23 protein-coding genes are annotated in these 25,005 nt (G+C 67.3%); 13 read left to right on the top strand and 10 right to left on the bottom strand.

Annotated features, from left to right (window positions below; translation table 11 throughout):
* Positions 1-42 precede the first annotated feature (42 nt).
* Positions 43-918, top strand: a complete 876-nt coding sequence (locus KIT25_04885) for a MurR/RpiR family transcriptional regulator (GenBank protein UYN96286.1) — start codon at positions 43-45, stop codon at positions 916-918.
* A 9-nt stretch (positions 919-927) separates the two neighbouring features.
* Here the strand turns inward: KIT25_04885 and KIT25_04880 are convergent, their stop codons facing one another.
* Positions 928-1,680 carry a DUF2182 domain-containing protein gene (locus KIT25_04880; protein ID UYN96285.1) on the bottom strand — a complete coding sequence of 251 codons (753 nt, stop codon included), beginning with the start codon at positions 1,678-1,680 and terminating at the stop codon, positions 928-930.
* Positions 1,664-2,287: a DUF1326 domain-containing protein gene (locus tag KIT25_04875; GenBank protein UYN96284.1), complete on the bottom strand. Its 624-nt coding sequence runs from the start codon at positions 2,285-2,287 to the stop codon at positions 1,664-1,666. The genes KIT25_04880 and KIT25_04875 overlap by 17 nt, the downstream gene beginning before the upstream one ends.
* Before the next feature lie 80 nt (positions 2,288-2,367).
* Here KIT25_04875 and KIT25_04870 point away from each other — a divergent pair, with 80 nt between their 5' ends.
* Positions 2,368-3,609 (top strand): sulfite oxidase, encoded by a 1,242-nt coding sequence (locus tag KIT25_04870; GenBank protein UYN96283.1) that lies wholly within the window; start codon positions 2,368-2,370, stop codon positions 3,607-3,609.
* Complete coding sequence (locus tag KIT25_04865) at positions 3,606-4,040, top strand: hypothetical protein (GenBank protein ID UYN96282.1); 435 nt, start codon at positions 3,606-3,608, stop codon at positions 4,038-4,040. Before KIT25_04870 ends, KIT25_04865 begins: the two co-directional genes overlap by 4 nt.
* Here the strand turns inward: KIT25_04865 and KIT25_04860 are convergent.
* Positions 4,033-4,344, bottom strand: coding sequence for a helix-turn-helix transcriptional regulator (locus KIT25_04860; GenBank protein UYN96281.1), 312 nt, complete (start codon positions 4,342-4,344; stop codon positions 4,033-4,035). The genes KIT25_04865 and KIT25_04860 overlap by 8 nt on opposite strands.
* A gap of 64 nt (positions 4,345-4,408) precedes the next feature.
* Here KIT25_04860 and KIT25_04855 point away from each other — a divergent pair, with 64 nt between their 5' ends.
* Positions 4,409-4,954 carry a carboxymuconolactone decarboxylase family protein gene (locus KIT25_04855; GenBank protein ID UYN96280.1) on the top strand — a complete coding sequence of 182 codons (546 nt, stop codon included), beginning with the start codon at positions 4,409-4,411 and terminating at the stop codon, positions 4,952-4,954.
* A gap of 266 nt (positions 4,955-5,220) precedes the next feature.
* Here KIT25_04855 and KIT25_04850 read toward each other — a convergent pair whose 3' ends face one another.
* Genes KIT25_04850 through KIT25_04840 form a run of 3 tightly spaced genes read right to left on the bottom strand, consistent with a single transcriptional unit; the run spans position 5,221 to position 8,521 of the window.
* On the bottom strand, positions 5,221-6,102 hold the full coding sequence (locus KIT25_04850; GenBank protein ID UYN96279.1) for an MBL fold metallo-hydrolase: 882 nt from the start codon (positions 6,100-6,102) through the stop codon (positions 5,221-5,223).
* Between the two features lie 29 nt (positions 6,103-6,131).
* Positions 6,132-7,286, bottom strand: coding sequence for a benzoate/H(+) symporter BenE family transporter (locus KIT25_04845; GenBank protein UYN96278.1), 1,155 nt, complete (start codon positions 7,284-7,286; stop codon positions 6,132-6,134).
* A complete protein-coding gene (locus tag KIT25_04840) occupies positions 7,283-8,521 on the bottom strand; it encodes a Zn-dependent hydrolase (GenBank protein ID UYN96277.1) in 1,239 nt (412 codons plus the stop codon). Before KIT25_04840 ends, KIT25_04845 begins: the two co-directional genes overlap by 4 nt.
* A 16-nt stretch (positions 8,522-8,537) precedes the next feature.
* Here KIT25_04840 and KIT25_04835 point away from each other — a divergent pair, with 16 nt between their 5' ends.
* From KIT25_04835 to KIT25_04825, 3 genes are read left to right on the top strand one after another with little or no spacing between them, the layout of a single operon-like run.
* Positions 8,538-9,776, top strand: coding sequence for a CoA transferase (locus KIT25_04835; protein ID UYN96276.1), 1,239 nt, complete (start codon positions 8,538-8,540; stop codon positions 9,774-9,776).
* Positions 9,777-9,787: 11 nt separating this feature from the next.
* On the top strand, positions 9,788-10,666 hold the full coding sequence (locus KIT25_04830) for a dienelactone hydrolase family protein (GenBank protein UYN96275.1): 879 nt from the start codon (positions 9,788-9,790) through the stop codon (positions 10,664-10,666).
* A complete protein-coding gene (locus tag KIT25_04825; protein UYN96274.1) occupies positions 10,663-11,691 on the top strand; it encodes a histone deacetylase family protein in 1,029 nt (342 codons plus the stop codon). Before KIT25_04830 ends, KIT25_04825 begins: the two co-directional genes overlap by 4 nt.
* Positions 11,692-11,730: 39 nt before the next feature.
* Here the strand turns inward: KIT25_04825 and KIT25_04820 are convergent, their stop codons facing one another.
* The gene (locus tag KIT25_04820) at positions 11,731-12,546 is read right to left on the bottom strand and encodes an MBL fold metallo-hydrolase (protein ID UYN96273.1); all 816 of its coding nucleotides are present in this window, start codon (positions 12,544-12,546) and stop codon (positions 11,731-11,733) included.
* A gap of 128 nt (positions 12,547-12,674) precedes the next feature.
* Here KIT25_04820 and KIT25_04815 point away from each other — a divergent pair, with 128 nt between their 5' ends.
* Positions 12,675-14,051, top strand: a complete 1,377-nt coding sequence (locus tag KIT25_04815) for an MmgE/PrpD family protein (GenBank protein ID UYN96272.1) — start codon at positions 12,675-12,677, stop codon at positions 14,049-14,051.
* Between the two features lie 21 nt (positions 14,052-14,072).
* Here the strand turns inward: KIT25_04815 and KIT25_04810 are convergent, their stop codons facing one another.
* A complete protein-coding gene (locus KIT25_04810; protein ID UYN96271.1) occupies positions 14,073-14,771 on the bottom strand; it encodes a Crp/Fnr family transcriptional regulator in 699 nt (232 codons plus the stop codon).
* A gap of 142 nt (positions 14,772-14,913) precedes the next feature.
* On the opposite strand from KIT25_04810, the gene KIT25_04805 reads away from it, so the two are divergent.
* From KIT25_04805 to KIT25_04785, 5 genes are all read left to right on the top strand, one after another.
* Positions 14,914-15,066 carry a hypothetical protein gene (locus KIT25_04805; protein UYN96270.1) on the top strand — a complete coding sequence of 51 codons (153 nt, stop codon included), beginning with the start codon at positions 14,914-14,916 and terminating at the stop codon, positions 15,064-15,066.
* Between the two features lie 116 nt (positions 15,067-15,182).
* Positions 15,183-16,010 (top strand): hypothetical protein, encoded by an 828-nt coding sequence (locus KIT25_04800; GenBank protein UYN96269.1) that lies wholly within the window; start codon positions 15,183-15,185, stop codon positions 16,008-16,010.
* Positions 15,928-17,559, top strand: coding sequence for a DNA polymerase Y family protein (locus KIT25_04795; protein UYN96268.1), 1,632 nt, complete (start codon positions 15,928-15,930; stop codon positions 17,557-17,559). Before KIT25_04800 ends, KIT25_04795 begins: the two co-directional genes overlap by 83 nt.
* Before the next feature lie 6 nt (positions 17,560-17,565).
* A complete protein-coding gene (locus KIT25_04790) occupies positions 17,566-20,862 on the top strand; it encodes an error-prone DNA polymerase (protein ID UYN96267.1) in 3,297 nt (1,098 codons plus the stop codon).
* 10 nt (positions 20,863-20,872) lie between these two features.
* Positions 20,873-21,253 carry a hypothetical protein gene (locus KIT25_04785; GenBank protein ID UYN96266.1) on the top strand — a complete coding sequence of 127 codons (381 nt, stop codon included), beginning with the start codon at positions 20,873-20,875 and terminating at the stop codon, positions 21,251-21,253.
* Between the two features lie 182 nt (positions 21,254-21,435).
* Here KIT25_04785 and KIT25_04780 read toward each other — a convergent pair whose 3' ends face one another.
* Together KIT25_04780 and KIT25_04775 are read right to left on the bottom strand one after the other, a co-directional pair.
* The gene (locus tag KIT25_04780) at positions 21,436-22,548 is read right to left on the bottom strand and encodes a beta-lactamase family protein (protein UYN96265.1); all 1,113 of its coding nucleotides are present in this window, start codon (positions 22,546-22,548) and stop codon (positions 21,436-21,438) included.
* Between the two features lie 9 nt (positions 22,549-22,557).
* Positions 22,558-25,002: a ligase-associated DNA damage response DEXH box helicase gene (locus KIT25_04775; GenBank protein UYN97820.1), complete on the bottom strand. Its 2,445-nt coding sequence runs from the start codon at positions 25,000-25,002 to the stop codon at positions 22,558-22,560.
* Between the last annotated feature and the right edge of the window lie 3 nt (positions 25,003-25,005).

Below are 25,005 nucleotides of genomic sequence, written 5' to 3'. Positions count from 1 at the left end.
TGAACATTCTAATCAATCATGTAAAGTGGAATGGATGATTCAGTGAGCAGGACAAGGAAGGCTGCCGCGGTCAAAACCGCGGCCAGGACCAACGGGGCGGACCCGGGGGCCTATGAGCGGCTGCGCGCCGACATCGCCGCGCGACACGACCGGCTGTCGGACAGGCTGCGCAACATCGCGGAGTTCGCGTTGGAGTACCCCACCGACATGGCGCTGGGCACCGTGGCCGAGGTCGCCGCCCGCGCCGGCGCACAACCCTCGGCCATCGTGCGTTTTGCCAACACGCTGGGCTTCGACGGCTTCACCGAAATGCAGCAGGTCTTCCGCCAGCGCCTCGTGGCAAGCCTCGCCCCCTCCTACAAGGAGCGCATCGAGCGGCTGCGACGGGACGGGCCGTGGCGCGGCGGCGATACTCCGCGCGACGTGCTCAGTCGCTTTGTCACCGAGGGCATTGCGTCGCTCGAAACCCTGAATACCGTGGCGCGCGAGCCTGACCTCAAGCGCGCCATCGACATCCTGGGGTCGGCGGAGACGATCTATCTGCTGGGGCTGGGCGGATCCTATCCGGTCGTCGCCCACCTCGCCTACGTGCTGCGCAAGCTTGGCCGCCGCACGGTCCTGCTCGACGCCATTGGCGGCGGCCTGCGCGAGCAAGCGGTCTCGGCGACGCGCAGCGACGCACTGCTCGCTGTCAGCTTCAAGCAGTACAATGCGGACACGGTGCGCCTCTTTCCCGAGCTGGTGGCGCGTGGCATTCGTGCCGTCTCGATCACCGACAATCTCCTCAGCCCGATTGCGCGCGGTGCAGAAGTCGTGTTCGAGTTGCACGACATGGCCGAACCTGCCTTTCGCACGCTCGTCGCGCCAATGTCGCTCGCCCAGACGCTCGCAGTTGGACTGACGTTAGGGCAAGAGTGAGCCTCGGACCTAGAACGCCAACAGCCAAACGCCATAGCCAATCGCAAGCGCGCCTCCCGTGCGGGCGATCCATGGGCCTGCTGGAAAGAGTTTCTCGGCCAGCACTACGAGGGTGAGCAACGCCACCCAGGCGAGGTTCATCACGCCGACCGCGAACAGCAGCGCCATCAGGATCCAGCAGCAGCCGAGGCAGTAGAGTCCGTGCGACCAACCCATGCGCAGGGCGCCGGCCGCGCCGTCGCGCCAGCGGTTGAGGATGAAGTCGAACGGCGACCGGCAGGAGCTGAGGCAGGCCTGCTTGAGCGGCGTGAACTGGTAGAGGCCGGCGGCGATGAACAACAGGCCGCCGATCAACGGGCTGGTGGTCTGCATCGTCATCGGCGCAAAGAGGCTCGCCCGCTCTAGGCCGGCCTGAGCGAGCGTGGCCGCGACACTGAAGCCGCCCCAGGCCAGCAGGTAACCCGACGCGAACAGCGACGTCGGCGTGTAGGCCCGGCCGCGGGCGCGCTTGTTGTTGTTGATCGTGGCGAAGGTCAGGATCATCGGCGCGGCGCTCGGCAGCATCATGCCGATCATCATGATCCACCACATGGCGAACAGCAGCGCGAACTCGCGGAGATCCTTCGGCGGCATCGCCATGTCGGGATCCATCGCCGCCATGACGCGCGCCTCGTCGGCGAGGTAGAGCCACGCGACGACGACCAGGCCGCCCAGCGCAGCCAGGATCGCCGTCCGCTGGAGGAACTCAGGCCGCCCAGGCAAAGGGCGCGTAGTGGCCGTTGTTGCCCCTGCCGACCATGCTGAGGTCGAGCCCGAAGCCTTTCACTTCCGTCTTGCTGGCGCGGGCGAGTGCGAGCCGGCGGTTGGCGGGATGGGCGGTGTTGTCAATGTAGTACGGCTCGCCGGAGCGGTTGCGCGAGGCGACACCCTCGATGGCGAAGGCGAGGATGCCCGGAATTTCGGTGATGCGTTTCAGACCGTCCATCGTGAAGTCGATGCGCCGGAACTCGACGCCGCGGAAGTCGCTCACCAGGTTGTCGCGGATCATCTGCGGCGGCCCGCCGACCCTGCCGCTCACGATGTCGCCCAATACCTTGCGCTGCGGCTCGGTCGCCTTTTCGTCGACGACCACGCCGAACACCCAGCCGCCGTCGGCCATGATGCGCTTGGACCGGATCACCAGGGCGAACTTCAGCCCATCCAGGGAGACGTCGCCATGCCGGCCGCGATCGATGCGGTAGACCATCAGCGCCGTGCAGTGTTCGTGCGTCGCCTCACCTTGCGGATTGGTGAAGATGCAGGGACAGACATAGTCGCAGTTGCAACTCTCCATGTATTCGCCGCTCAGCTCCCAGACCTTCTGCGCCATGGCGATCACTCCCTCTTGAAGGGAGTGTACGCTGACGCAGGAAAAATTTTGAGCTAGAAAACACAGAAAGGGAGAAGGAAATGCCACGAATCGGAACTGTCAGCGCATCCCGTCGTTCCCTGCTCAAAGGGGCAGGAATGGCAACAGTTGCTGTGACTTTACCGCCGGTCGGATCGGCCTTCGCCCAGGGCGGTGCCGCAGGCGGCGCGCCCAAGGGCCCCAAGCTGCTCGAGATGGACGGCAAGGCCAAGCTGGTGGTCCTGGGCGACAAGCCGCTGGTCGCCGAGACGCCCGCAGAGATGCTCGACGATCCGGTGACGCCGACCGACAAGCTGTTCCTGCGCAACAACGGTCTGTTTCCCGATGTTGCCGGCGATGCCAAGGCGTGGAAGATCAAGATCGACGGTGAGGTGAACACGCCGATGGAGATCACGCTGGGCGACCTCATGGGCCGGTTCTCCAACGTGACCTACCAGCTCATGCTGGAATGCGGTGGCAACGGCCGCGCCTTCTTCTCGCCCGAGGCGCGCGGCAACCAGTGGACCAACGGCGGCGCGGGCTGCCCGCAATGGACCGGCGTGCGGCTGGCCGACGTGTTGAAGGCCGCGGGACTGAAGCCGAGTGCGGCGTACACCGGCCACTACGGCGCCGACCCGCACCTGTCGGGCGATGCGACGAAGCCGTCGATCTCGCGCGGCGTGCCGATCGCCAAGGCGATGGAAGAGCACACGCTCATCGCCTTCAAGCTGAATGGGCAGGACTTGCCGATGATTCACGGCGGCCCGGTGCGGCTCGTCGTGCCGGGCTGGGCCGGATCTACCTCGGCCAAGTGGCTGACCCGTATCTGGGTCCGTGACAAGGAGCATGACGGGCCCGGCATGGGTGGCTTCTCCTATCGCGTGCCCAAGACGCCGATCGTGCCGGGCAGCAAGGGCGACGAGAAGGACACGCAGATCCTGGAGGCGATGCCGGTGCGTTCGATCGTCACCTTCCCCGCCGACGGCACGCGGCTGGCGGCGGGCACGCGCAAGCTCGATCTGCGCGGCCACGCCTGGGCCGGCGACAACGACGTGAAGTCGGTCGACATCTCGACCGACTATGGCGTGACCTGGAAGAGCGCCAGGGTCGACGCACCCGCCAACAAGTACGCTTGGCAGCGCTTCACCGCCTCGGTCGACCTGCCGAGCGCCGGCTACTACGAGATCTGGGCCAGGGCGACCGACACCAAGGGCGTGACCCAGCCTTTCGTTGCCGGCAACTGGAACCCGCAGGGCTACGGCGGCAACCCCGTCAACCGCATCAGGGTGCTCGTGCAGTCTTGACGTCTCCCATCGGTATCGGCGGCGTCTGCACTATCTCGTTGACGGCGGTCTTCCTGTTGCTCGCCGCCGACAAGGCGGGCGAACTTCGCAAGGATCGCTATGTCTGGGCGCCGCCGTCCAAGGCCGCGCCTGCTCCACCGGCCGAGATCGCGCCCCGGCTGCCCCAGCACAACGACACCGTCGAGGACCTGCCCGACGGCAGGGGACGCGAGACCACCTTCTATACCTGCACGGCCTGTCATGGTGTGGCGCTGATCAAGGCCCAGGGCCTGACGCGCGACCTCTGGGATTCGACCTTCGATCTGATGCTCGAAAAGCACCGCATGGCGCCGGTCAAGCCGGAGGAGCGTGCGGAGATCCTCGACTATCTTTCCGAGCAGTTCCCGCCGCGCCGGCGCGGCCGTGGTGCCGACAATCCGTTCCTCAGGTGACGGACTTCACCCATCGCTCGGACCAGCGATGCAGCGGCATGAAGAGCTCGAAGAGCTCACGGCCGAGCGGCGTCAGGCGGTAGCCCGCGGCCTCGTCGAGCTCGACCAGCCGCGCCTCCCGCAACTCGGCCAGGCGGCCGTTGACGATGGTCGGGCTCGCACCGGTCGCGTCCTGCAGTTCGCGGAAGCGCCGGGGCTCCTCGCGCAGCTCCCAGATCAGCCGCAGCGCCCAGCGCCTTCCCAGCAGGTCGAGCAAAACCATGATCGGACGGCCGGTCGTCGAGCCGCGGATGCGCTTCACCATCTATTTCGCCCTGTTACTACATTTTATGTAGCGTCGACAATGATGCCACTACAGAATAAGTAGCATGTCGCGCATCGCTCCGGACACCCCGCCCTACGAGCCGGCCGTCGCCGCCGAGCTCGCCCGCATCATGCCGCCCGGCGTCGAGCCGCTGCTGCTGTTCCGAACCATGGCGCGAAGCCCGCGCGTCTTCACGAAGTTGTTCGCCGGTGGATTGCTGGACAAAGGCCCGCTCACGTTGCGCCACCGCGAAATCGTCATCGACCGTACGACCGCGCGGCTCGGCTGCGAGTACGAATGGGGCGTCCATATCGCCTTCTTCGCCAGGCGCGTCGGATTCGAGGCGGAGCATGTCGCGGCGATCGTGCACGGACCCGCGAGCGCGGACTGCTGGTCGCCCGCCGAGCAGGCGCTGATCGCGCTCGTCGACGATCTCGTCGACCGGCGCACGATCGCCGAAACGACCTGGCAGGCCTTGCGCACGCACTTCAACGAGGCGCAGGCGCTCGAGGCGATCGCGCTGACCGGCTACTACCACACGATCAGCTTCCTCTGCCGCGGGCTCGACCTGCCTCTCGAGCCCTACGGCGCGCGCTTCCCCGCCGTCTAGAATCGTTCGGCCCGGAACGTCCGTACGGCGGCACCCGCGGCGTCCTCGGTGCGTCCACGCCCCGTGGACGGGTTGGATGCCGATGGCATCGGCATCCGAGGCGATTCGTCCACGAATCCTCACAGTCCCCTGCCTCCTCGGTGTCCACTCATCCACTGGCCGATGTCTCACCCGGTGAGACATCGCAAGCCATTGGCTCGATTGGGTATTCACCCGAACCGGGAACTGCCCGTCTCCCGCCGGCGATGCGACAGACCGGAGAGACTCTATGGATTTGGCCTGCGGTTGGCTTGGACCATGCGGTACATGCCCTCGATGTTGAGCGGGCTCATCTGCTCGAACCCGCCCCACTCTTTGTACTTCGACAGGTCGACGCTCTTCTTGGTCTCCTCGAGGGACTTGCCGGCGCGCGCGGCGGCGAGCACCTGGGCCCGCAGGTCTTCCATGTAGCCGCGAAAGGCCGCGACGCTCGCCTTGTCGCCGAGGGGACCATGGCCCGGCACGAAGACGTCGAACTCCAGCGCCTCGACGCGGCGCAGCGACTCGATCCACTCTTCGAGATAGGCGTCGGGAAAGTCGCGGAACGCCACCGCGCGCACCGGGACGAAATCGACCGCGAAGGCGAGTTTCTCCCGAGGAAAGCGCATGACGACCGAGTTGTTCGAATGGTTGCGCCCGACATAGTGCAATTCGACGACCGTGCCGCCGAGTTCGAGAGTGGCCGCATCGGAGAATGTCACCTGCGGCACCGCCGTCGGCCGATTCTCGCCGACGATGACGTCCTTCGCGTTCTGGTGCGCCACCACGATTGCGGTATCGGCCCACACCTCGCCGCCCGAAATGTGGTCGGCATGATCGTGGCTGTAGATCACAAACCTGATGGGCCGATCCGGCCAGCGCTTCCTCATCTCGTCCTTGAGCCAGGTCGCCGCTCCGGCATTGATCGGGTCGGTGGCGATGATGCCGGCCGGCGTCACAGCGAAAATCGAGTAATGGTTGTTGTTGCGGAATCGATAGATCTCGCCGGCGATCCTGGTGATCTCTCGTACCGGATTCTGCGCCGACGGCGTCACCGGCGCCTGGGCCCGGCTCGCGACCGGCAGTACGAACATCGCTGCGGCGAGCAGCGATACGGCGATCCTGTTCATCAAGCTCCTCCCTCGATGGCGGGAGCCTGTCAGCGCCTCAGGATACGGTCCAATCCCAATATCGCGAGGCCGGCGATCAGGCCCCAGAAGGCAGAGCCGACGCCTGCCAATGTCACGCCCGACGCGGTGACGGCGAGCGTCGCCGTCGCCGCCAACCGACCACGCTCCTCCGCGAGGGCCGTGCCCATGGCACCGGCGAGCGATCCCAGCAGCGCCGTGCCGGCAACCGTCGCCAGCAGGGCCGGCGGCAGCGCCCCGAACAGGCCGACCAGCGATGCACCGAACAAGGCGATCAGCCCCCACCACAGGGCATAGAACGGGCCGGTGATCCAGCGCCTGGCCGGATCAGGATGGGCATCGGGCCCGGTGCAAAGTGCCGCCGAGATCGCCGCCAGGTTCGAGGTATGTGAGCCGAGGAACGCCGTGCCGAGCGACAGCGCGCCGGTGACCGCCAGCACCGGCTGCGTCGGCGGCTGGTAGCCGGAGGCGCGCAGCACGGCGAATCCCGGCAGATTCTGCGACGCCATGGTGACGAGGTAGAGCGGCAGGCCAAGCCCGACCAACGTCGCGAGGTCCCAGCCCGGCGCGACGATCACCAGCTCGGAGAGCCCGACACCGTCGATCGGCTGGACCATGCCGAACGCCCAGGCAAGCGCCGCGCCGACCGCGAGCACGACCAGCGACGACAGTGCCGGCCAGAAGGTCCGCACCACGAAGAAGAGCGCGATCAGTGGCAGCACGAGCTGCGGCGCGCCAGGCGCGAATTCGACCATGGCAATCACCAGGCGCAGCAGGATGCCGGCCAGCATGGCCGCGGCAATACTGGCCGGAATGCGCTCGATCAGCCGGCCGACCGGGCGGATGGCCGCCGTCAGCAGGATCAGGAGGGCCGCCAGCACGAAGGCGCCAACGGCGGCGTTGAACGACGGCACGCCCGAGGTCGAGGCGATCAGCGCCGCGCCGGGTGTCGACCAGGCGGCGATGATGGGCATGCGGTAACGTACGCTCAGGACCAGCGACCCGAGCGCGGTGGCAAGGGCGAGGCCCACCACCCATGAACTGGTCTCGGCCGGCGTGGCGCCGACGGCCTGCGCCGCGGCGAGGACGATCGCCAGCGTACCCCCGGCACCGGCCACCGTCGCCACGAGCGCGGCGCTGGCGGCAGAAACTTGCCCGCGAATCACGCGTTGGCCCGTTCCACCATGGCCTGCAGCAGGATCTGGCAGCCGGCCCCCACGTCCGCCTTCGTGGCATCCTCGACTTCATTGTGGCTGATGCCGTCTTTGCACGGCACGAAGACCATGGCCGTAGGGGCGACGCGAGAGACGTAGCAGGCGTCGTGCCCGGCGCCGCTCACGATATCCATGTGCGGGTAGCCCGCCTGGCCGGCGGCGCGGCGCACCGACTCGACCAACTCTCCCGCGAAAGGCGATGGCGGGAAGTACCAGATCTGCTCGATCGCCACGTCGAGGCGGTGACGCCTGGCGATGTCGGCGGCGGCGGCGCGCATCTCGGCGTCCATCCTCGTCAGCTCACCGTCATCGGGATGGCGGAAATCGACCGTCATGAAAACGCGGCCCGGAATGGTGTTGCGCGACTGCGGCTGGCTCTCGATCACACCCACCGTCGAGCGGCCGTTCGGACGATTGCCGATGCGGCGACACTCGACGATCAGCTCGGCGGCCCCTACCAGCGCGTCGCGACGGCCTTCCATCGGCGTCGTGCCGGCATGACTCTCCATGCCGGTCCAGGAAATCTCATACCAGCGCTGCCCCTGCGCACCGGTCACGACGCCGATCGTCTTCTTCTCGCGTTCGAGGATCGGACCCTGCTCGATATGCGCCTCGAAGAAGGCGCCGACTTTGCGGCCGCTGACCGGCTCCTTGCCGTCATAGCCGATCTGCTTCAACGCCTCGCCGAAGCTCACGCCATCGCGGTCCCTGATGGACAACGCATGCTCCAGCGTGAAGGCGCCGCCGAACACGCCCGACGCCACCATGGCTGGGGCGAAGCGGCAGCCTTCCTCGTTCGTCCACACCGCGACCTCGATCGGCGCCTCGGTGACGTAGTTGGAATCGTGTAGCACGCGCAGAACCTCGAGCCCCGCCATCACGCCGTAGGCACCGTCGAACTTGCCGCCGGTCGGTTGGGTGTCGAGATGGCTGCCCGTCATCACCGGCGGCTTGGCCGGATCGCGGCCCTCACGTCGCGCGAAGATGTTGCCGAGCTGGTCGACCTTGATGGTGGCCCCCGCCTCCTTCGCCCAGCGCACGAACAGGTCGCGGCCCTGGCGATCGAGATCGGTGAGCGCGATGCGGCAAACGCCACCCTTCTCCGTACCGCCGATTCGCGCCAGCTCCATCAGGCTCGACCAAAGGCGATCGGAATCGATCCTGAGATTGGGGCGGTCGGCGGTCATTCGGTACTCCCTGGCAATGGCTGCGAAACGTAGCATGGCCGCGCTGTGGCGCACCCTCGGCAAAGGCGCTAGTCCTCACGGCATGCTGCCTCTCTCCGACACGCTGGTCCTCGATCTCACTCAAGTCATTGCCGGCCCGACCGCCGGCCAGATCCTGGGCGACATGGGCGCCGACGTCATCAAGGTCGAGCCGCTGAACGGCGAGCATTTCCGGCCGCATTTCGGCGGCGCCTGGGTGCCCTCGATGAACCGCAACAAGCGCGGCCTCGCCGTCGATCTCAGGACCGAGGGCGGCCGCGACGTGCTGATGCGCCTCGTCCGCAAGGCCGACGTCTTCATGGAGGCCTTCACGCCGGGCGTGATCGACAAGCTGGGTTTCGGCTGGGACGTGGTGTCGAGGGAGAATCCGCGCATCGTCTATGCCTCGGTGTCGGGCTACGGTCAGACCGGCCCCTACTCCCATCGCGCCGGCTATGACCCCTGCATCCAGGCCGAGATCGGCCTGATGGACGCCACCGGCCCTTATTTGGGCGAGATGTGCCGCGTCGGCACCGCACCCATCGACTACTGCACCGGCTCGTTCTGCGCCGCCGGCATCGCCTTCGCCCTGCTCGGACGACACAAGACCGGCAAGGGCCAGCGCCTCGACCTCTCGCTGTTCGACGTCGGCATGCACATGATGAGCCACTGGATCACCCATCACGGTCTGACGGGCGAGAATCCGGAGCGCATGGGCACGTCCAACACCATCATCTGCCCGTTGCGCGTCTTTCCGACGAAGACGCAGCCAGTGTTCATCGCCGGCACCAACGACGCTTTCTGGAAGTTGCTCTGCACCGCCCTCGGCAAGCCCGACTGGCTGGCCGACGTTCGTTTCGCAACGAACAAGGACCGGGTCGCCAACCGCGCCATCCTCGAGCCGATGATCGAGGCGCACTTCCTGCAGCACACCGCCGACGAACTGCTCGACCGGCTGATTCCGGCCGGCATGCCCTGCTCGGCTGCCTACAAGATCAGCGACGTCGTCGCCAATGCCCATACCGAGGCGCGCGGCAGCGTGATCGAGGTCGAGTATCCGGACATCGGACCGGTGAAGTCGGCCAACAACCCGATCAAGCTCTCTGACACGCCGGTCGAGGTGAGGCGCAAGGCGCCGATGGTGGGCGAGCACACGGTCGAGGTCCTGCGCGAAGTCGGCTATAGCGATGCCGAGATCGCAACCCTCAGGCAGGCCAGGGCGATCGCGGGAGGCTGAGGAGACAACGGATGGACGGACTGACGGCCTGGATCGACCAGCGCATCTTCGATCTCTACGACGAATACTGCCACGGCCGCATCGACCGGCGCGCGTTCCTCGTGCAGGCGGCAGCCGTGACGGCCGGCGGCCTCGCCATGGCGCAGGCGCTGATGCCGCGCTACGCCAACGCACAGACCATCTCCTTCACCGATACCCGCATCAGGGCGCAGTACGTCACCTATCCGTCTCCGGGCGGCAATTCCGGCACCATGCGCGGCTACCTCGTTCAGCCACGCGGCAACGGGCCGTTCCCGACCGTCCTGGTGGTTCACGAGAATCGCGGCCTCAACCCCTACATCGAAGACGTCGCCCGCCGCGCCGCTGTCGAGGGTTTCCTGGCACTGGCGCCCGACGGGCTGTTCCCGGCCGGCGGCTATCCCGGCAACGACGACGACGGCCGCACCCTGCAGGCCGGTCTCGACCAGGCCAAGTTGCGCACCGACATGCTGAACAGCGCGCGCTACCTGAAGGCGCATGCACTCTCTTCCGGCAAGATCGGCGCGACAGGATTCTGCTGGGGCGGCGGCACGACCAACTATCTCGCCGTGACCATGGGCGCCGATCTCGGCGCCGCCGTGCCGTTCTACGGCGCTGCCGCGCCGGCCGCAGAGGCGCCGCGCATCAAGGCGCCGCTCCTGATTCACTACGCCGAGAACGACGAGCGCATCAACGCCATGTGGCCGGATTTCGAGACGGCCCTCAAGAGCGCCGGTGTTCCCTACGAGGCGCACTTCTATCCAGGCACCCAACACGGCTTCCACAACAACTCGACGCCGCGCTACCAGGAGGCTGCGGCCAGGCTCGCCTGGGAACGCACCGTCACCTTCTTCAGGAAGAACCTCGCGTGAAGCTCGTCTACTCCGACCGCCATGCCGGCCATGACCCGCAGACCTTCTTCGTGCGGGGCGTGAAGCAGAGAAGCACCGAGCAACCCGAGCGCGCCGATCGGCTGCTCGCCGCCGCCCGCGGCGCCGGCCACGAGGTCATCGCACCCGGCACCCACGGCATTGCGCCCGCGGCCTCGGTGCACACCCCCGAGTATCTCGACTTTCTGCAGGTCATCGCGCGTGAATGGGCCGAGCTGCCCGGCGCCGGCCCCGAGGTGGTGCCCAATGTCCACCCCGCGCGCTATCCCGCGACCTACCCAAAGGCACTCGCCGGCCGCGCCGGCTGGCATCAGGTCGACATGGCCTGCCCGATCGGGCCGGGCACATGGGATGCCGCGCTCGCCGCGACCGAGGTCGCGACGACAGCCGCCGATCTCGTGCTCGACGGCGCCGGCGAGGCCTATGCCCTCTGCCGGCCGCCCGGCCACCACGCCTATGCCGACATGGCAGGCGGCTTCTGCTTCCTCAACAACACGGCGATCGCCGCCCAGCGGCTACGCTCCCGCCATGCTCGCGTGGCGGTGCTCGATGTCGACGTCCACCACGGAAACGGCACGCAGGGCATCTTCTGGGAGCGAGCCGACGTGCTCACCGTGTCGATCCACGCCGACCCGGCCTACTACTATCCCTATTTCTGGGGTCACGCCCACGAGCGCGGCGCGGGCAGCGGCGAAGGCTGCAACCTCAACCTGCCGCTGCCGCTCGGTTCCCCCGACACGCCCTGGCTCGAAGCGGGCGACGCCGCGCTGGCCCGCATCAGGACCTTCGCGCCCTCCGCGCTGGTCGTGGCGCTGGGGCTCGACGCCAGCGAGAGCGATCCGCTGCAGGGGCTGAAGGTGACGGGTGCGGGCTTTCGCGCCATGGCGGCGAAGATCGCCGGCCTCGGCCTGCCGACGGTGCTGGTGCAGGAAGGCGGCTATCTCAGCGACGATCTGGGCCGCAACCTCGTCCAGTTCCTCATGGGATTCGTCGAAGGGCGCCGTTAGGGAGCCGAACCGGGGGCAGGCGAGATTCGCCGCGCCGTTTCAGTCGCCGCCATCGCCGCCGAGAGGCATGATGGTGAGCTTTTGCGGCAGCGCCTCGCGCGCCACCTCCATGGTGCGCTTGTCGGGCCACACCACGTCGGCGTCGAGTTCGGAGGCGAGGCCCAGGAAACGCTCGAGCTGGTGACGACCCCAGTAGTGCATCGGCAGGACGATGCTGGGCTGGATCTGGCGAATGACCTCGACCATCAGCGGCTGGCCCATGGTGAAGGAGCCGTCGATCGGCACCATCAGCACGTCGATGCGGCCGAGCTCGTCGAGATGGTCGCGCGTGAGACGATGATGCAGGTGGCCGAGATGGGCGATGCAGAGCTCGCCGATGGCATAGATGAAGATCGAGTTGCCGTTGATGCGCGCCCCGCCGCCGCCCCAGTCGCGGGCGTTGGTCGGCACATTCCACACCTTCATGTCCTTGAGCTGGATGTCGTGGTTCGCCTCGGTCTCGCCGGGCTTGCTCGGCCAGCCGCGCAGGACGTAGGTGATGCCCTCCTCCGGTTCGTCGGTGAAGTGCGTGGTGTGCGCGTTGTTCATGGTGACGATGTCGGGCCGGCGCCCGAAACCGTTGACGCCATTGTAGTCGGTGATGGCACGCACGCCCTGCGGTGTGTCGATCTGGTAGCTGGCGTGACCGAGGAAGGTGATGTTGGCGCGATTGGGCGAATCGGCGCTCACGAACCGGAGCCCGTCCAGCGAGGCGAGCTGCACGCCGGGCGGCAGCACCCTGTCGACCAGGTTCTTCGAGCAACGCGCCAGCGCGGGTCCGCCCAGCGCGGCGAGGGCGACGATGAGCAGAGCCATCAACGGAACGCGGCAGGACACGCGGCACCTCCCTCGCAAGCCGGACGATGATGCGTCGGTCTTCCGTCGACTCGCAAGCGCCGTGCCGGGTGCCCCGGGATATCCGACCATGAGGTAGAATGGCCGGCATGCCTGACCCCGTCGCCGCCCGCTTCGCCGAGCATGCCCTCGGCACGCGCTTTTCCGACCTTCCGCCGGCCGCCGTCGAGCGCGCCAAGACATTCATCCTCGACAGCCTCGGGGTCGGCATCGCCGGCTCGTCCGTGGAGGGCGCCGAGAACCTTCTGCACGTCGCCGCCGCATGGGGTGAGCCGGCCCTGCCCGCTGCCGCCGTTCCCGTCTGGGGCCGTTCGCGGTGCCTGTCGGCACCCGCCGCGACCCTGCTGAACGTCTGGCAGATGCACAACCAGGAATTCGACGGCCTGCACGAGGGTGCAGTGGTGCATGCCATGGCCACCGCGCTGCCCGCCGCATTGGCCGCGACCGAGCTGGCCGGAGGCGCCAGCGGCGCCGAGCTGATCACCGCCATCGCGGTCGGCGTCGACATCGCGGCCGGCCTTGGGCTGGCCTCGCGTTCCGGTTTTCGCTTCTTCAGGCCCGGCACGGCTGGCGGCTTCGGCGCGACCGCGGCGGCCGCCCGCCTGCTCGGCCTCGACCGCGCCGCCCTGCAGCGCGCCTTCGCCTGGCAGCTCGCCCAGGCGAGCGGCACCATGCAGGCGCATGTCGAGGGCAGTCCCATTCTGCCGGTGCAACTCGCCTTCAATGCGCGCGCCGCGCTCCAATCCTGCGCCCTGGCCCACCTGGATTTTGCCGCAGCCCAGGGCGTGTTCGAGGGCGCCTTCGGCTACCTGCCGCTGTTCGAGGGCGACTTCGCGCTCGAGCCGATCCTGGATGGGCTGGGCCGGGATTGGCGCATCGTCGAGTTCAGCCACAAGCCGTTCCCGGCCGGACGAGCCACTCACGGCGGCATCGAAGGCGTCCACGTCCTGCAGCAGCGCCATGGCTTCGCCGCGGACGACGTTGCCGCAGTCGAGGTGTCGGCGCCGCCGCTGATCGTGCGCCTGGTCGGCCGGCCGCCACGGCCCGATGCCGTCGCGAGCTACCTGCGACTCTGCCTGGCGTTCGGCGTCGCCAAGGTGCTGCAGAACGGCAGGCTCGACCTCATGGATTTCCGCGGAGCCGCGCTCACCGATCCGGCAACGCACGACATCGCGCGCCGGGTCCGCGTGTCCAGCGACGGCAATCCCGATCCCAACGCCCTGGCGCCGCAGCGCGTCGTCGTGCGGCTGCGGGACGGCACGCAACACGCCTGGTCATGCGAGACGATGCTCGCCCATCCGGCGCGCGCCCTGACACGCGACCAGCATCTGGCCAAGTTCCGTCGCTGCCTGGAATTCGCCGCAGACCCATTGCCGCCGGACCGGGCGCCGCAGCTGATCGACCTGGTCGATCGGCTGGAGGGCCTGCCGGATGTGCGGATCCTCGGCGCCATGACCGGACGATAGGCGCGCCCCGCCGGCGCGATCTCAGCCCCCGCCGTCGGGCCGACGCAGCTTCTCGACGTCGAGGATGCTGATCTGACGGCGGCTCACTTCGAGCAGGGCCTCGGTCTCCAGCCGGTTGAACTCGCGTGTCACGGCCTCGCGATGCGAGCCGATACGGGCAGCGATCTCATAGTGCGTCGGCGCGGGCTTGATGACGATCATCTTGCCCTGGCGACGGCCATCGGTGGCGAGGCGCAACAGCTCGCGGCGCAGGCGCTCGCGCACCGAGAGGGCGCTCACCTCGAACACGCGCTCCGACATGGCGCGGATCTTGGCGACCAGCAATTCGACCAGCCGCGCTGAAACCGCGCCGTTGGCGCGCAGCAGCTCGAAGAACTTCCTCGATGTCATCTTGGCGACGGTGCAATCGGTGACGGCGAACACCGCGGTCGAGCGCGGCAGGCCGTCGACCGCCGAGAATTCGCCGAAGATCGCGCCGGTGCCGATCTCCGAGTAGATGACCTCCCGCCCCTCCGGACTGATGGTGTTGGCGCGCACCACGCCGTCGAGAATGAAGAAGACGTCGGTCGAGCTGTCCTTGTCGCCGAAGATCTGGGCGCCCTTCTCGTAGGTTCGGGTAGTGCAGTTCGCGGCGATGGCCGACAGGTCGGCATCGCCCAGCTCCTCGAACAGCGAGATCACGCGCAGGCGCGCCTGCGTCGAAGAGAGAGAAGCCGGCATGGGCGCGGACTATACGCCCTTCTTTTTGGCTTTGTGCGAAATGCCACTGTGCCCGCCGGACGGCGCGCCCACTGTTCGCGTCGTCGAGGATGCCGTGAACCTTGGGGGAAGCAAGGGTTTGGGGACGAACATGGAGGGGTACATGAGTGGCATCACCCTGATCGACGTGATCGTCGTGGCGCTCGTCTATGTCGGGCTCAGCCTCGTCTGCGCCCTGGTCAGCCGGTTGCTGTCGTTGTTCAAGCGGAACGATCGGTTGGATGGCCGCGAGTCGTGGCATATGTGGGGACGATAACCCGCAAGATATTGTGATGGCGGGGAAAAACGCGATGCTCGATTGACTCCCAGCGGCCTGTTCCGTTAAGAACAAAGCAGGAACATCAAAAACCGCAGAGAGTTTTCGAGGGGATGATGCCCGTCATTTCCCCAAGCACTTTCGCTCCCCCTGTCGCCAACGACAGGGGGGCGCTTGCCCTGTCGACGCTGCGCGAGCAGGTCCGCCGGCTGGAACGGACGAACAGTGCGGCGCGGGCCGGCCGCGATGCCATCCCACTCGGCGTGCCGCAGATCGACACCCTGCTGCCGGGCGGCGGGATGCCGACCGGCGCGCTGCACGAGATCGAGGCCGGCCCCGGCCCATCGGGTCGCGTGGCCGCACATGACGGCGCCGCCCTCGGCTTTGCCGCCTTCCTGATGGGCCGCTTCGGAAGCGGTACGCTACTGTGGTGCCGACGGGCATCGGGAGCATTCGACGCGTCACCCTATGCGCCGACGCTCGCCAACTGGTTCGATCCGGCGCGGCTCCTGATGGTCACGGCACGGCGCGACGACGATCTCTTCTGGGCGATGGAGGAAGGGCTGCGCTGCCCGGGCATCGCCGTCGTTTTGGGAGAAACGCGCGCCGCGGACCCGACCGCCGGGCGCCGGCTGTCGCTCGCTGCCGAAAAGAGCGGCATCTCCGCCCTGCTGCTCAGGCCCGAGCCCGCGCCGCCACAAGGCATGTGCGCCACGCGCTGGCGCGTGGCTTCGGCGCCATCGCCCGAAATACCAGGTCACGAAGCCGTGGGAGCGGCGCGCTGGCAGGTTGAGCTCCGACGCAATCGCTTCGGCATGCCATCGGTCGAGGAAATGCCGTCCTGGCTCCTGGAGTGGAACAATGAAACGCATCATCTCGCTGTGGTTCCCCAAGCTCGCCATGGATCGCCTGGGACGCACTGGACGGACAGACTGGCGGGATAGGGCCGCCGCAACCACTGCCTGGCGCGAAAGCTGCCCGCGCCTCGCTTCCGTAAATGCCCATGCCCGTGCCGCCGGTCTGCGCGTGCACATGCGGCTGGCCGATGCCCGCGCCCTCCTGCCCGATCTCGTCACGACGGAAGTCGAGCGCGAAGCCGATCGCGCGCTGCTCGAAAGCATCGCCAGCTGGTGCGACCGCTACACGCCCTGGGTCGCGATCGATCCGCTGGGCGCGGCACAGGCCGAAGAAAACGCCTCGCAAATCTGCAGTGCCGGCGGCTTCGGCGGCGATGCCGGCCTGTTCCTCGACGTCACCGGCTGCGGCCATCTCCATGGAGAAGGGGAAGCGGGCGAGCGCAGGCTGCTGGCCGATCTCATGCAGCGTCTCTCGAACCACGGCTTCACCTGCCGCGCCGCAATTGCCGATACCGCAGGCGCGGCCTGGGCATTGGCACGCCACGCCGCGAAGCACGCCGATCTCTTCTGCTCGATCGGCGGACAGCGCGATGCACTCGCCTCCCTGCCCGTCGATGCGTTGCGGCTCGATCTGCCGATCCTCGAAACCTTTCTGAAGCTCGGCCTGCGCCGCATCGGCGATCTCTACCCGCTGCCGCGCGCACCGTTGTCGCGCCGCTTCGGCGAGCAGCCGCTCATGCGTCTCGATCAGGCACTGGGACGGATCGACGAACCGGTCGAGCCGCGCCGTATGCCGCCGGCCTTCCGGTCGCGCCTGTCCTTCGCCGAACCGATCGGCCGGACCGAGGATATCGCCGCCGCCACCGGCCGCCTGATCGCCGCGCTCTGCGTTCAATTCGAGCGGGCGAGCGTCGGCGCCCGCAAGCTCGAGCTTGCGCTCTATCGTGTCGACGGTTCGGTCGATCGCACGGCAATCGGCACCAGCCGGCCCAACCGCGACAATCCCGGGCTGACGAAGCTCCTCGGGGAAAGGCTCGGCGAGCTCGATCCAGGGTTCGGAATCGAGCTGATGATCCTGTCGGCACCCGAGGTCGAGGAATGGACCGGGTCGCAGGACCATCTGCCCGAAACAGGCACGCCGGCACGCCCGTCGTGGGCCGAGGACGGCACCATCGACCTCGCCGACCGGCTGGCTTTGCGGCTCGGTGCGGAGAACGTGGTGCGGCTTGCGCCACGCGACAGCCACCTGCCGGATCGCACGCAAATCCGCGTGCCCTTCGCGACGCCGGTGGCGGAAGGCGCCTGGGCGAGGCTGGCCTCGATGAAAGGCACGCGCCCGACGCGACTGCTACAGCGCCCCGAACCGGTCGATGTCACCGCCCAGATGCCCGACGAGCCGCCGCGCCAGTTCCAATGGCGCCGCCACGTCCATCGGATCGTGCGAGCCGAGGGACCGGAGCGCGTTGCCGACGAATGGTGGCGGCCGCGACCCAATGGCAGGATGATGCCGGCCAACATCGTGCCGCCGGTGCGCGACTATTACCGAGTCGAGGACACTGACGGCAGCCGCTTCTGGCTGTTCCGAGACGGCAGCCACAACGCCACCAAATGGTTCCTCCACGGCTTTTGCGCGTGACCCCTCATGCGATACGCCGAGCTGCAGGTCACCACCAATTACAGCTTCCTGCGCGGCGGCTCGCATCCGGGCGAGCTGGTCCATCGGGCCGCCCAACTCGGCCATGACGCGATCGGCATTGCCGACCGTAATAGCCTGGCGGGTGTCGTGCGGGCCTACACGGCCGTGAAGGAGTTCTACGAGGAGACCGGCCTTCCCCGGGAAAACTGGATCAAGCTGCTGGTCGGAGCGCGGATCGAAACCCTCGACGGTTATTCGCTCCTCGCCTATCCGATGACTCTCGACGGCTACAAACGGCTGTCGCGCATGCTGAGCGAGGGCAACAAGGAAGCCGCCAAGGGCGAGTGCGCACTCACCTTCGCCCATCTCCAGAAACATGCCGAGGACATCCTCGCCATCGTCCTGCCGCCCCGGAGGGTCGAGGATCCCGCCTTCCATGAGAGGCTGCGCAACCTCGCCCATCTCTATCTCGGCCGTTGCCATCTCGCCGCCACCATGCTGTTCCGCGGCAACGATGCCGGGCGGCTGGCGTATCTCGACAATCTCGCGACACAGACCGGGGTGAGGCTGGTCGCAACCAACGACGTGCACTATCACGAGCCCGAGCGGCGTGCCCTGCACGACGTCGTCACCGCCATTCGCCTGAAATGCACCGTCGAGGAACTGGGGTTCCGCCGCTTCTCCTCGGCCGAACGCCACCTGAAATCGCCGGAGGAGATGCACCGCCTCTTTCGCAGGCATCCCCATGCGCTGGCATGCATCCAGGAGATCGTCGAGAGGTGCCAATTCTCCCTCGATCAACTCACCTATCAATACCCGGTCATGTACGAGGGTGGCGAAACGCCGATGCAGAAACTCGAGCGACTCACCTGGCAGGGCGCGGCCTTTCGCTATCCGGAGGAGATTCCCGAAAAGATCGTCAGGAACATCCAGAAGGAGTTCGCCCTGATCGAGGAGAAGGGAATCGCGCCCTACTTCCTGACCGTGCACGAGATCACCGAGAAGTCGCGTGAGCTCGGGATTCTCTGCCAGGGCCGCGGCTCGGCCGCGAACTCCACGGTCTGCTACTGCCTGCGCATCACCGAGGTCGACACCAACCAAAGCGACGCGCTGTTCGAGCGCTTCCTGTCGAACGAACGCAACGAACCGCCCGACATCGACGTCGATTTCGAGCACGAGCGGCGCGAGGAAATCATCCAGTGGATCTACAACGAGAAAGGTCGGGAACGGGCGGCGCTCGCCGCCACCGTGATCTCCTATCGCAGCCGCAGCGCCATCCGTGACGTGGGCAAGGCGCTCGGCCTCTCGCCCGACACGCTGGACGTGATGGCCAACACGATCTGGGGCAGCAGCGGCAGCGGAGTCGATTTGCGCCACATCAGGGAGGCAGGCCTCGATCCCGACGATCCGCGGCTGATGCTCGCCCTCGAGCTGTCGGGAACCCTGATCGGCTTCCCGCGCCATCTTTCGCAGCATGTCGGCGGCTTCGTCCTGACGGACGGCCGCCTCGACGAGCTGATCCCCATCCAGAACGCCGCCATGGAGGACCGTACCGTCGTCGAATGGGACAAGGACGATCTCGACGCCCTCAATATCTACAAGGTCGACGTGCTGGCGCTTGGCATGCTGACCGCGCTGCGCAAGAGCTTCGCGCTGATCAAGCGGCATTACGGCGAGGACCACGACCTCGGCATGCCTGCAACCGACCCCGAGGTTTACGACATGCTGGGCAAGGCCGATTCGGTCGGTGTCTTCCAGGTCGAGAGCCGGGCGCAGATGTCGATGCTGCCGCGGCTCAAGCCCAGGGACTACTACGACCTCGTGGTCGAAGTGGCGATCGTGCGACCGGGTCCGATCCAGGGTGGCATGGTGCACCCTTACCTGAAGAATCGCGACCTTCCGGACGGCGAGATCGAATACGCCAGCGACAAGCTGAGAAAGATCCTGGGCCGTACCAAGGGGGTGCCGCTCTTCCAGGAACAGGCGATGCAGATCGCCATCGACTGCGCGGATTTCAGCCCTGCCAAGGCCGACAAGTTGCGGCGCGCCATGGCGACGTTCCGTCGGGCGGGAACCATCCATACTCTCAAGCAGGAGTTCATCGACGGGATGGTGAAGAACGAATACGAGAGGGAATTCGCCGAGCGCTGTTTCAAGCAGATCGAGGGCTTCGGCGAGTACGGCTTCCCAGAGAGCCATGCCGCGAGCTTCGCGATCCTGGTCTACGTCTCGTCCTGGGTGAAATGGTACTACCCTGAAGTCTTCTGCGCCGCGTTGCTCAATTCGCAACCGATGGGATTCTATGCGCCGGCCCAGCTCGTGCGCGATGCACGCGAACATGGTGTCGAGGTGCGCCCGCCCGACGTCAACGCCAGCGAGTGGAACAGCACGCTGGAAGGGACTGAGGCCGCTCGCCATGCCCTGCGGCTGGGCTTCCATCAGGTCGCGGGCCTCAAGGAAGAAGACATGAAGCGCTTCGTCGCGCGGCGCACGACTCCCTATCGCGACCCGGCCGACGTGTGGCGACGCGGCGGCCTCGGCAAGCGGCAAATCCTGGCTCTGGCACGAGCCGATGCCTTCGCCTCGATGGGATTGTCGCGCCGCGACGTGCTGTGGGCGGTGCGCGCCTTCTCCGAGGCGCCTCTGCCGCTTCTCGATCAGCGCCCGGCCGTTCGCGATCTCGAACCGAAAGTGACGCTGCCCCGGCTGACCCTTGGCGAGCAGGTCGTCGACGATTACTCGACCCTATCCATGTCACTGCGCGCCCACCCGCTTGAACTTCTGCGTCCGATGCTCGCGGAGCGCCGCGTGGCGCATTCCAGGAAAGTGCGCGAAGCGCGAACCGGGGACTTCCTGCAGATGGCGGGGCTGGTGCTGGTGCGCCAGCGGCCTGGCACGGCCTCGGGCGTGGTCTTCGTCACCTTGGAGGACGAGTTCGGCATCGCCAATCTCGTGGTCTGGCCCAAGGTGTTCGAAGCGCATCGCCGCATTGTCATGGGATCGCGCCTGCTCGGCGTCGCCGGCAGGGTCCAGCGCGACCGGCAGAAGGACGGGACGGACGGCCTGGTGATCCACGTTGTGGCCGAACGGTTGTGGGACTGGTCGGCCGACCTCGATCGCATCGCCGATCTCGACGGCCGCTTCGAGCTTAGGACGGGCCGCGGCGACCAGGCGCGCTCCTCCACACCCGATCCGCACGACGGCGACGACACGCGGCTCGCCCACGAGAAGCCGGGCTACGACCGCAACCGGATCGCTCTGGATCGGCCGCAGATGCGCATCCATAGTCGCGACTTCCACTGAGGCGTTGCGCGTGAGGCCCTTTCTCGCTGTCCTGCTGCTGTTCGGCTTTCCCGCGTTTGCCCAGCCGCTCGACGATTGCTCGCGCTACACGCCGACCGTGCTCGATGACTGGATGCGCTCGGCCGACCAGCGTGTCGCCGCCTACGGCCACACCTGTCGGGCGATGAACGTCGACGCCCTTCTGACGCGACAGGTACGCGAGGGAATCATCGCCACCGATTCATCGCGCTGGATCGAAGCGTGTCGCGGTCAGTTGGCGACGATCGACGCCGCCGTGGCCGTCAACCGGCGCTGGGGCGGACCCGATTCGGCCCGCAATCTCGACCGCCTCAACCGTCTGTACCTCAAGTACCGCAGGTTCATCGCCAGCGCCGAACCGGGAGGCGGTTGATCCAGATCAAAGCCCCCACAGGGTCGGGGATTAAAGTCCCTCTTATTGGAGGGTCTTATGACGAACAGCGAATTCTACTATCTGGTTCTGGTACTTGGCGCCTTCGCCACCTTCGGCATCGCGCTGGCCACCGCCCGCCTCCAATACACGATCTGGGTCCGAAAACAGGTCCGGCAGCCCGCTCAGAGCGTCGCGTACACCGCGCCCTCGAAGGCGTCGAAACGCGAAATGGCCCTCGCTTCGTAGAATGGCAGAAGCTGCGTCGCCCACACGCCGGTCACCCTCCGGACGGGATCGATCCAGTAGTAGCTGTTGGCAAGGCCGCCCCAGGAAAGGCTTCCGGCCGACCGTCGGCCGGGAAATGCCGCAGGATTGATCATGAAGGACAGTCCCCATTTCATGCCGGCGACGAAGTTCAAGTCGGTGCTGAGGTGGGGGAGCTGGCTCCTGAGCAGCCGACAGGAGACCTCGCCCATCGCGTTCTTCGACATCAGCGCCACCGTCTCGGGCCTGAGCACGCCCTGCCCGCCGGCCAGGATCATGCGCGTGAACTTCAGATAGTCGCCGACGGTCGAATAGAGCCCGCCGCCGCCCATGTGGAATTCCGGATCCTGCGGCAGTTCGTGATCGACCGCGACCAGGCCGCCGTCGGCTGAGCGCGTGTGCATGCGCGCCTTGCGTGGTCGCTGTGCCGCGCCGATCTTGAAGCCGGTGTCGCTCATGCCGAGCGGGTCGAAGATGTTATCCTTGAGATAGCCGTCGAGCCTCTGCCCGCTTGCCGCCTCGACCATCTTGCCCGCCCAGTCGATGGAGATCCCGTACTCCCAGCGTTCGCCCGGATCGGCCAGCAATGGTGTGGTGAGGGCCGCGTTCTGGCACGAGCCGACGGCGGGAATACCCGTCGCCTGCCGGTACTCCATGATGTCGGCGTTCCAGGTGTCGTAGCCCAGGCCTGACGTGTGCGTCAGCAGATGACGGAGCGTGACAGGTCGCTTCGGCGGGCGCGTGATCGCGTTGCCCGATGCATCGAAGCCCGTCAGTACGCCCTTTCTGCCGAGCTCCGGCACGATCTCCGCCGCCGGCCCGTCGAGCGCGAGCTTGCCGCGCTCGACGAGCTGCATGGCCGCCGCGCCGGTGATCGCCTTGCTCATCGAGGCAATCCAGATGACGCTGTCGAACGCGAGCGATCCCGCCGCACCTTCGAAGACGATGCCCTTGTCGGTGGCCGCGGCAGCAGCGACGCCCGGCACGTCGCCCGCGGCGACGGCCTTCTCCAAAGTCTCGGCTATATCCATGCAGAGAGACTACAGGCGCGTCGCCTCTTCGATCAATTCCTGCGCGGCGATGTCCAGGAGTTCGTCCTCGGCCGTGCCGTCAAGCACCCGTTCCTTGCCGATCTCGAGCAGCACCGGCACGGCAAGCGGTGAAATACGATCGAGCCGGCGATAATCGATGCGCCCTCTGGCGCGGCGCAGCAGGTCGCCCAGGCGGCGGAGGTCGGCGAGTTGCCAGGCGGCGTCCTGGCGCGTGGCGCGCAGCAGGATGTGGTCGGGTTCGTGCTTGCGCAGCGCGTCGTAGATCAGGTCGGAGCTGAAGGTGACCTGGCGCCGCGACTTCTCCTCGCCGGGGAAGCGCCGCTCGATCAGGCCGGCGATCACCGCGACGTTGCGGAACGAGCGGCGCAGCATCGTCGATTCGTCCATCCACGCCTCAAGGTCGTCGCCCAGCATGTCCTCGTCGAAGAGCCGGTCGAGCTGCGCCTTGGTCGGTGGCCGGAGCCCCCAGATGCCGAGCACGTAGTCGGTGGCGACGAAGCCCAGCGGCTTCAATCCCAGGCGCTCCATGCGCCGGGTCAGCAGCATGCCGAGCGTCTGGTGCGCGTTCCTTCCCGCGAAGCAGTAGGCGACGACGAACTGCTTGGAGCCGCGCGGGAAGCCCTCGACCAGCAGGCGGTCGCTCTGCGGCAGGGTGGAGCGGAAGCGCTGGATGCGCAGCCATTCGCGTACCTCGTGCGGCAGCCCGGGATGGCGCGACGGGTCCTGCAGGATGCCGCGCACGCGGGCGGCCAGGAAGGTCGAGAGCGGCAGGCGCCCGCCGCCATAGGCCGGCACCTTGGGATCGCCGCCAGTCGCCAGCGCGCATTGCGCCACCAGTTCACGCACGCCATCGAAGCGCAGCAGCCGGCCGGCGAAGACGAAGGTGTCGCCCGGCACCAGGCCCTGGACGAAGGACTCCTCGACCTCGCCCAGGACAGGGCCGCGCTTCAGCTTCACCTTGATCAGGGGCAGCTCGACGATGGTGCCGACATTCAAGCGGAACTGCCGGGCGATTACGGGCGAGGCCAGCATCCAGCGTCCATCCGGCAGCTTCTTCAGCCGATGCCAACGGTCGTAGGCCGCAAGCGCATAGCCACCGGTCGCCACGAAGTCGAACGCATCGTCGAAATCCTCGCGCGGCAAGTCCCGATAGGGTTGCGCCCGCCGCACTTCCGCAAAGAGCGCCTCGCGATCGATGGGCTGGGCGCAAGCCGTTCCGACGATGTGTTGCGCCAGCACGTCGAGGCAGGGCGGGCGTGGCGGGTCGCCATCGAGCTCCCTCGCCTCGATCGCCTCCAGCGCGGCCAGCGACTCCAGCACCTCGAAGCGGTTAGCGGGCGCGATCATCGCCTTGCTGGGTTCCTCCAGCCGGTGGTTGGCTCGGCCGATCCGCTGCATCAGCCGGCTGACGCCCTTGGGGGCGCCCATCTGGATCACGAGGTCGACGTCGCCCCAGTCGATGCCGAGATCGAGCGAACTGGTCGCCACCACGGCGCGCAATCGACCGGCCGCCATCGCCGCCTCGACCTTGCGCCGTTGCTCGACCGCCAGCGAACCATGATGGAGGCCGATCGGCAGGTTCTCCTCGTTGATCCGCCACAGATGGTCGAAGACCAGCTCGGCCTGGGCGCGCGTGTTGACGAACACGATCGAAGTCTTGTGGTGGCGAATGATGTTGTAGACCTCGGGCACGGCGTGATGGCCCATGTGGCCGCCCCACGGCAGGCGCTCATGCGCGTCGACGAGGGTCACCTTGGGCGGCGCGCCGGGCTCGCCCTCGACGACCTCGACGGATTCGCCGTCGCGCAGCTGCAGATAGTCGGCGAGCGCCGGCGGATCGGCGACCGTGGCGGAAAGGCCGATGAAGCGCGCCGCCGGCGCCAACGCCGCGACACGCGCGAGGCAGAGCGCCAGGTGATGGCCGCGCTTGGACGTGGCGAAGGAATGCAGCTCGTCGACGATGACGCAGCGCACGCTGGCGAAGAACTGCGCCGCGTCCGGGTAGCTGAGCAGAAGTGCCAGCGACTCGGGCGTCGTCAGCAGAAGGTCAGGCGGCCGCTCGCGCTGGCGGAGTCGCCGGCTCTGCGGCGTGTCGCCGGTGCGGCTCTCGGCCCGGACCGGCAGATGCATCTCCGCGATGGGCGTCTCGAGGTTGCGCCGGATGTCGGTAGCCAGCGCCTTGAGTGGCGAGATGTAGAGCGTATGCAACTCGCCCTTGCCTTTGGCATGAGCGAGGTCCCTGCCGGCCTGGCGCCGCTCGGTGAGCTCGATCAGCGACGGCAGGAAGCCGGCCAGGGTCTTGCCACCGCCGGTCGGCGCGATCAGCAGCGCACTGCTGCCGGCTCTTGCCAGATCGACCAAGGCAAGCTGATGGCGGCGGGGCGTCCAGCCGCGACTTTCGAACCAGCGTGCAAACAGGTCGGGCAGCCCCATATC

It is taken from the genome of Enhydrobacter sp. (assembly GCA_025808875.1).
Taxonomy (GTDB): Bacteria; Pseudomonadota; Alphaproteobacteria; order Reyranellales; family Reyranellaceae; genus Reyranella.
The sequence above is the reverse complement of the archived record's forward strand: the minus strand, read 5'-3'. Positions and strand labels throughout refer to the sequence as shown.

Excerpts from the sequence above, each read along its gene's own strand:
- KIT25_04780 (UYN96265.1), bottom strand. The coding sequence starts at position 22,548 with ATGGATATAGCCGAGACTTTGGAGAAGGCCGTCGCCGCGGGCGACGTG.
- KIT25_04795 (UYN96268.1), top strand. The coding sequence starts at position 15,928 with ATGAAACGCATCATCTCGCTGTGGTTCCCCAAGCTCGCCATGGATCGC.
- KIT25_04800 (UYN96269.1), top strand. The coding sequence starts at position 15,183 with ATGCCCGTCATTTCCCCAAGCACTTTCGCTCCCCCTGTCGCCAACGAC.
- KIT25_04855 (UYN96280.1), top strand. The coding sequence starts at position 4,409 with ATGTCGCGCATCGCTCCGGACACCCCGCCCTACGAGCCGGCCGTCGCC.
- KIT25_04830 (UYN96275.1), top strand. The coding sequence starts at position 9,788 with ATGGACGGACTGACGGCCTGGATCGACCAGCGCATCTTCGATCTCTAC.
- KIT25_04805 (UYN96270.1), top strand. The coding sequence starts at position 14,914 with ATGAGTGGCATCACCCTGATCGACGTGATCGTCGTGGCGCTCGTCTAT.
- KIT25_04815 (UYN96272.1), top strand. The coding sequence starts at position 12,675 with ATGCCTGACCCCGTCGCCGCCCGCTTCGCCGAGCATGCCCTCGGCACG.
- KIT25_04810 (UYN96271.1), bottom strand. The coding sequence starts at position 14,771 with ATGCCGGCTTCTCTCTCTTCGACGCAGGCGCGCCTGCGCGTGATCTCG.
- KIT25_04870 (UYN96283.1), top strand. The coding sequence starts at position 2,368 with ATGCCACGAATCGGAACTGTCAGCGCATCCCGTCGTTCCCTGCTCAAA.
- KIT25_04775 (UYN97820.1), bottom strand. The coding sequence starts at position 25,002 with ATGGGGCTGCCCGACCTGTTTGCACGCTGGTTCGAAAGTCGCGGCTGG.
- KIT25_04790 (UYN96267.1), top strand. The coding sequence starts at position 17,566 with ATGCGATACGCCGAGCTGCAGGTCACCACCAATTACAGCTTCCTGCGC.
- KIT25_04875 (UYN96284.1), bottom strand. The coding sequence starts at position 2,287 with ATGGCGCAGAAGGTCTGGGAGCTGAGCGGCGAATACATGGAGAGTTGC.
- KIT25_04835 (UYN96276.1), top strand. The coding sequence starts at position 8,538 with ATGGCTGCGAAACGTAGCATGGCCGCGCTGTGGCGCACCCTCGGCAAA.
- KIT25_04820 (UYN96273.1), bottom strand. The coding sequence starts at position 12,546 with ATGGCTCTGCTCATCGTCGCCCTCGCCGCGCTGGGCGGACCCGCGCTG.
- KIT25_04860 (UYN96281.1), bottom strand. The coding sequence starts at position 4,344 with ATGGTGAAGCGCATCCGCGGCTCGACGACCGGCCGTCCGATCATGGTT.
- KIT25_04850 (UYN96279.1), bottom strand. The coding sequence starts at position 6,102 with ATGAACAGGATCGCCGTATCGCTGCTCGCCGCAGCGATGTTCGTACTG.
- KIT25_04840 (UYN96277.1), bottom strand. The coding sequence starts at position 8,521 with ATGACCGCCGACCGCCCCAATCTCAGGATCGATTCCGATCGCCTTTGG.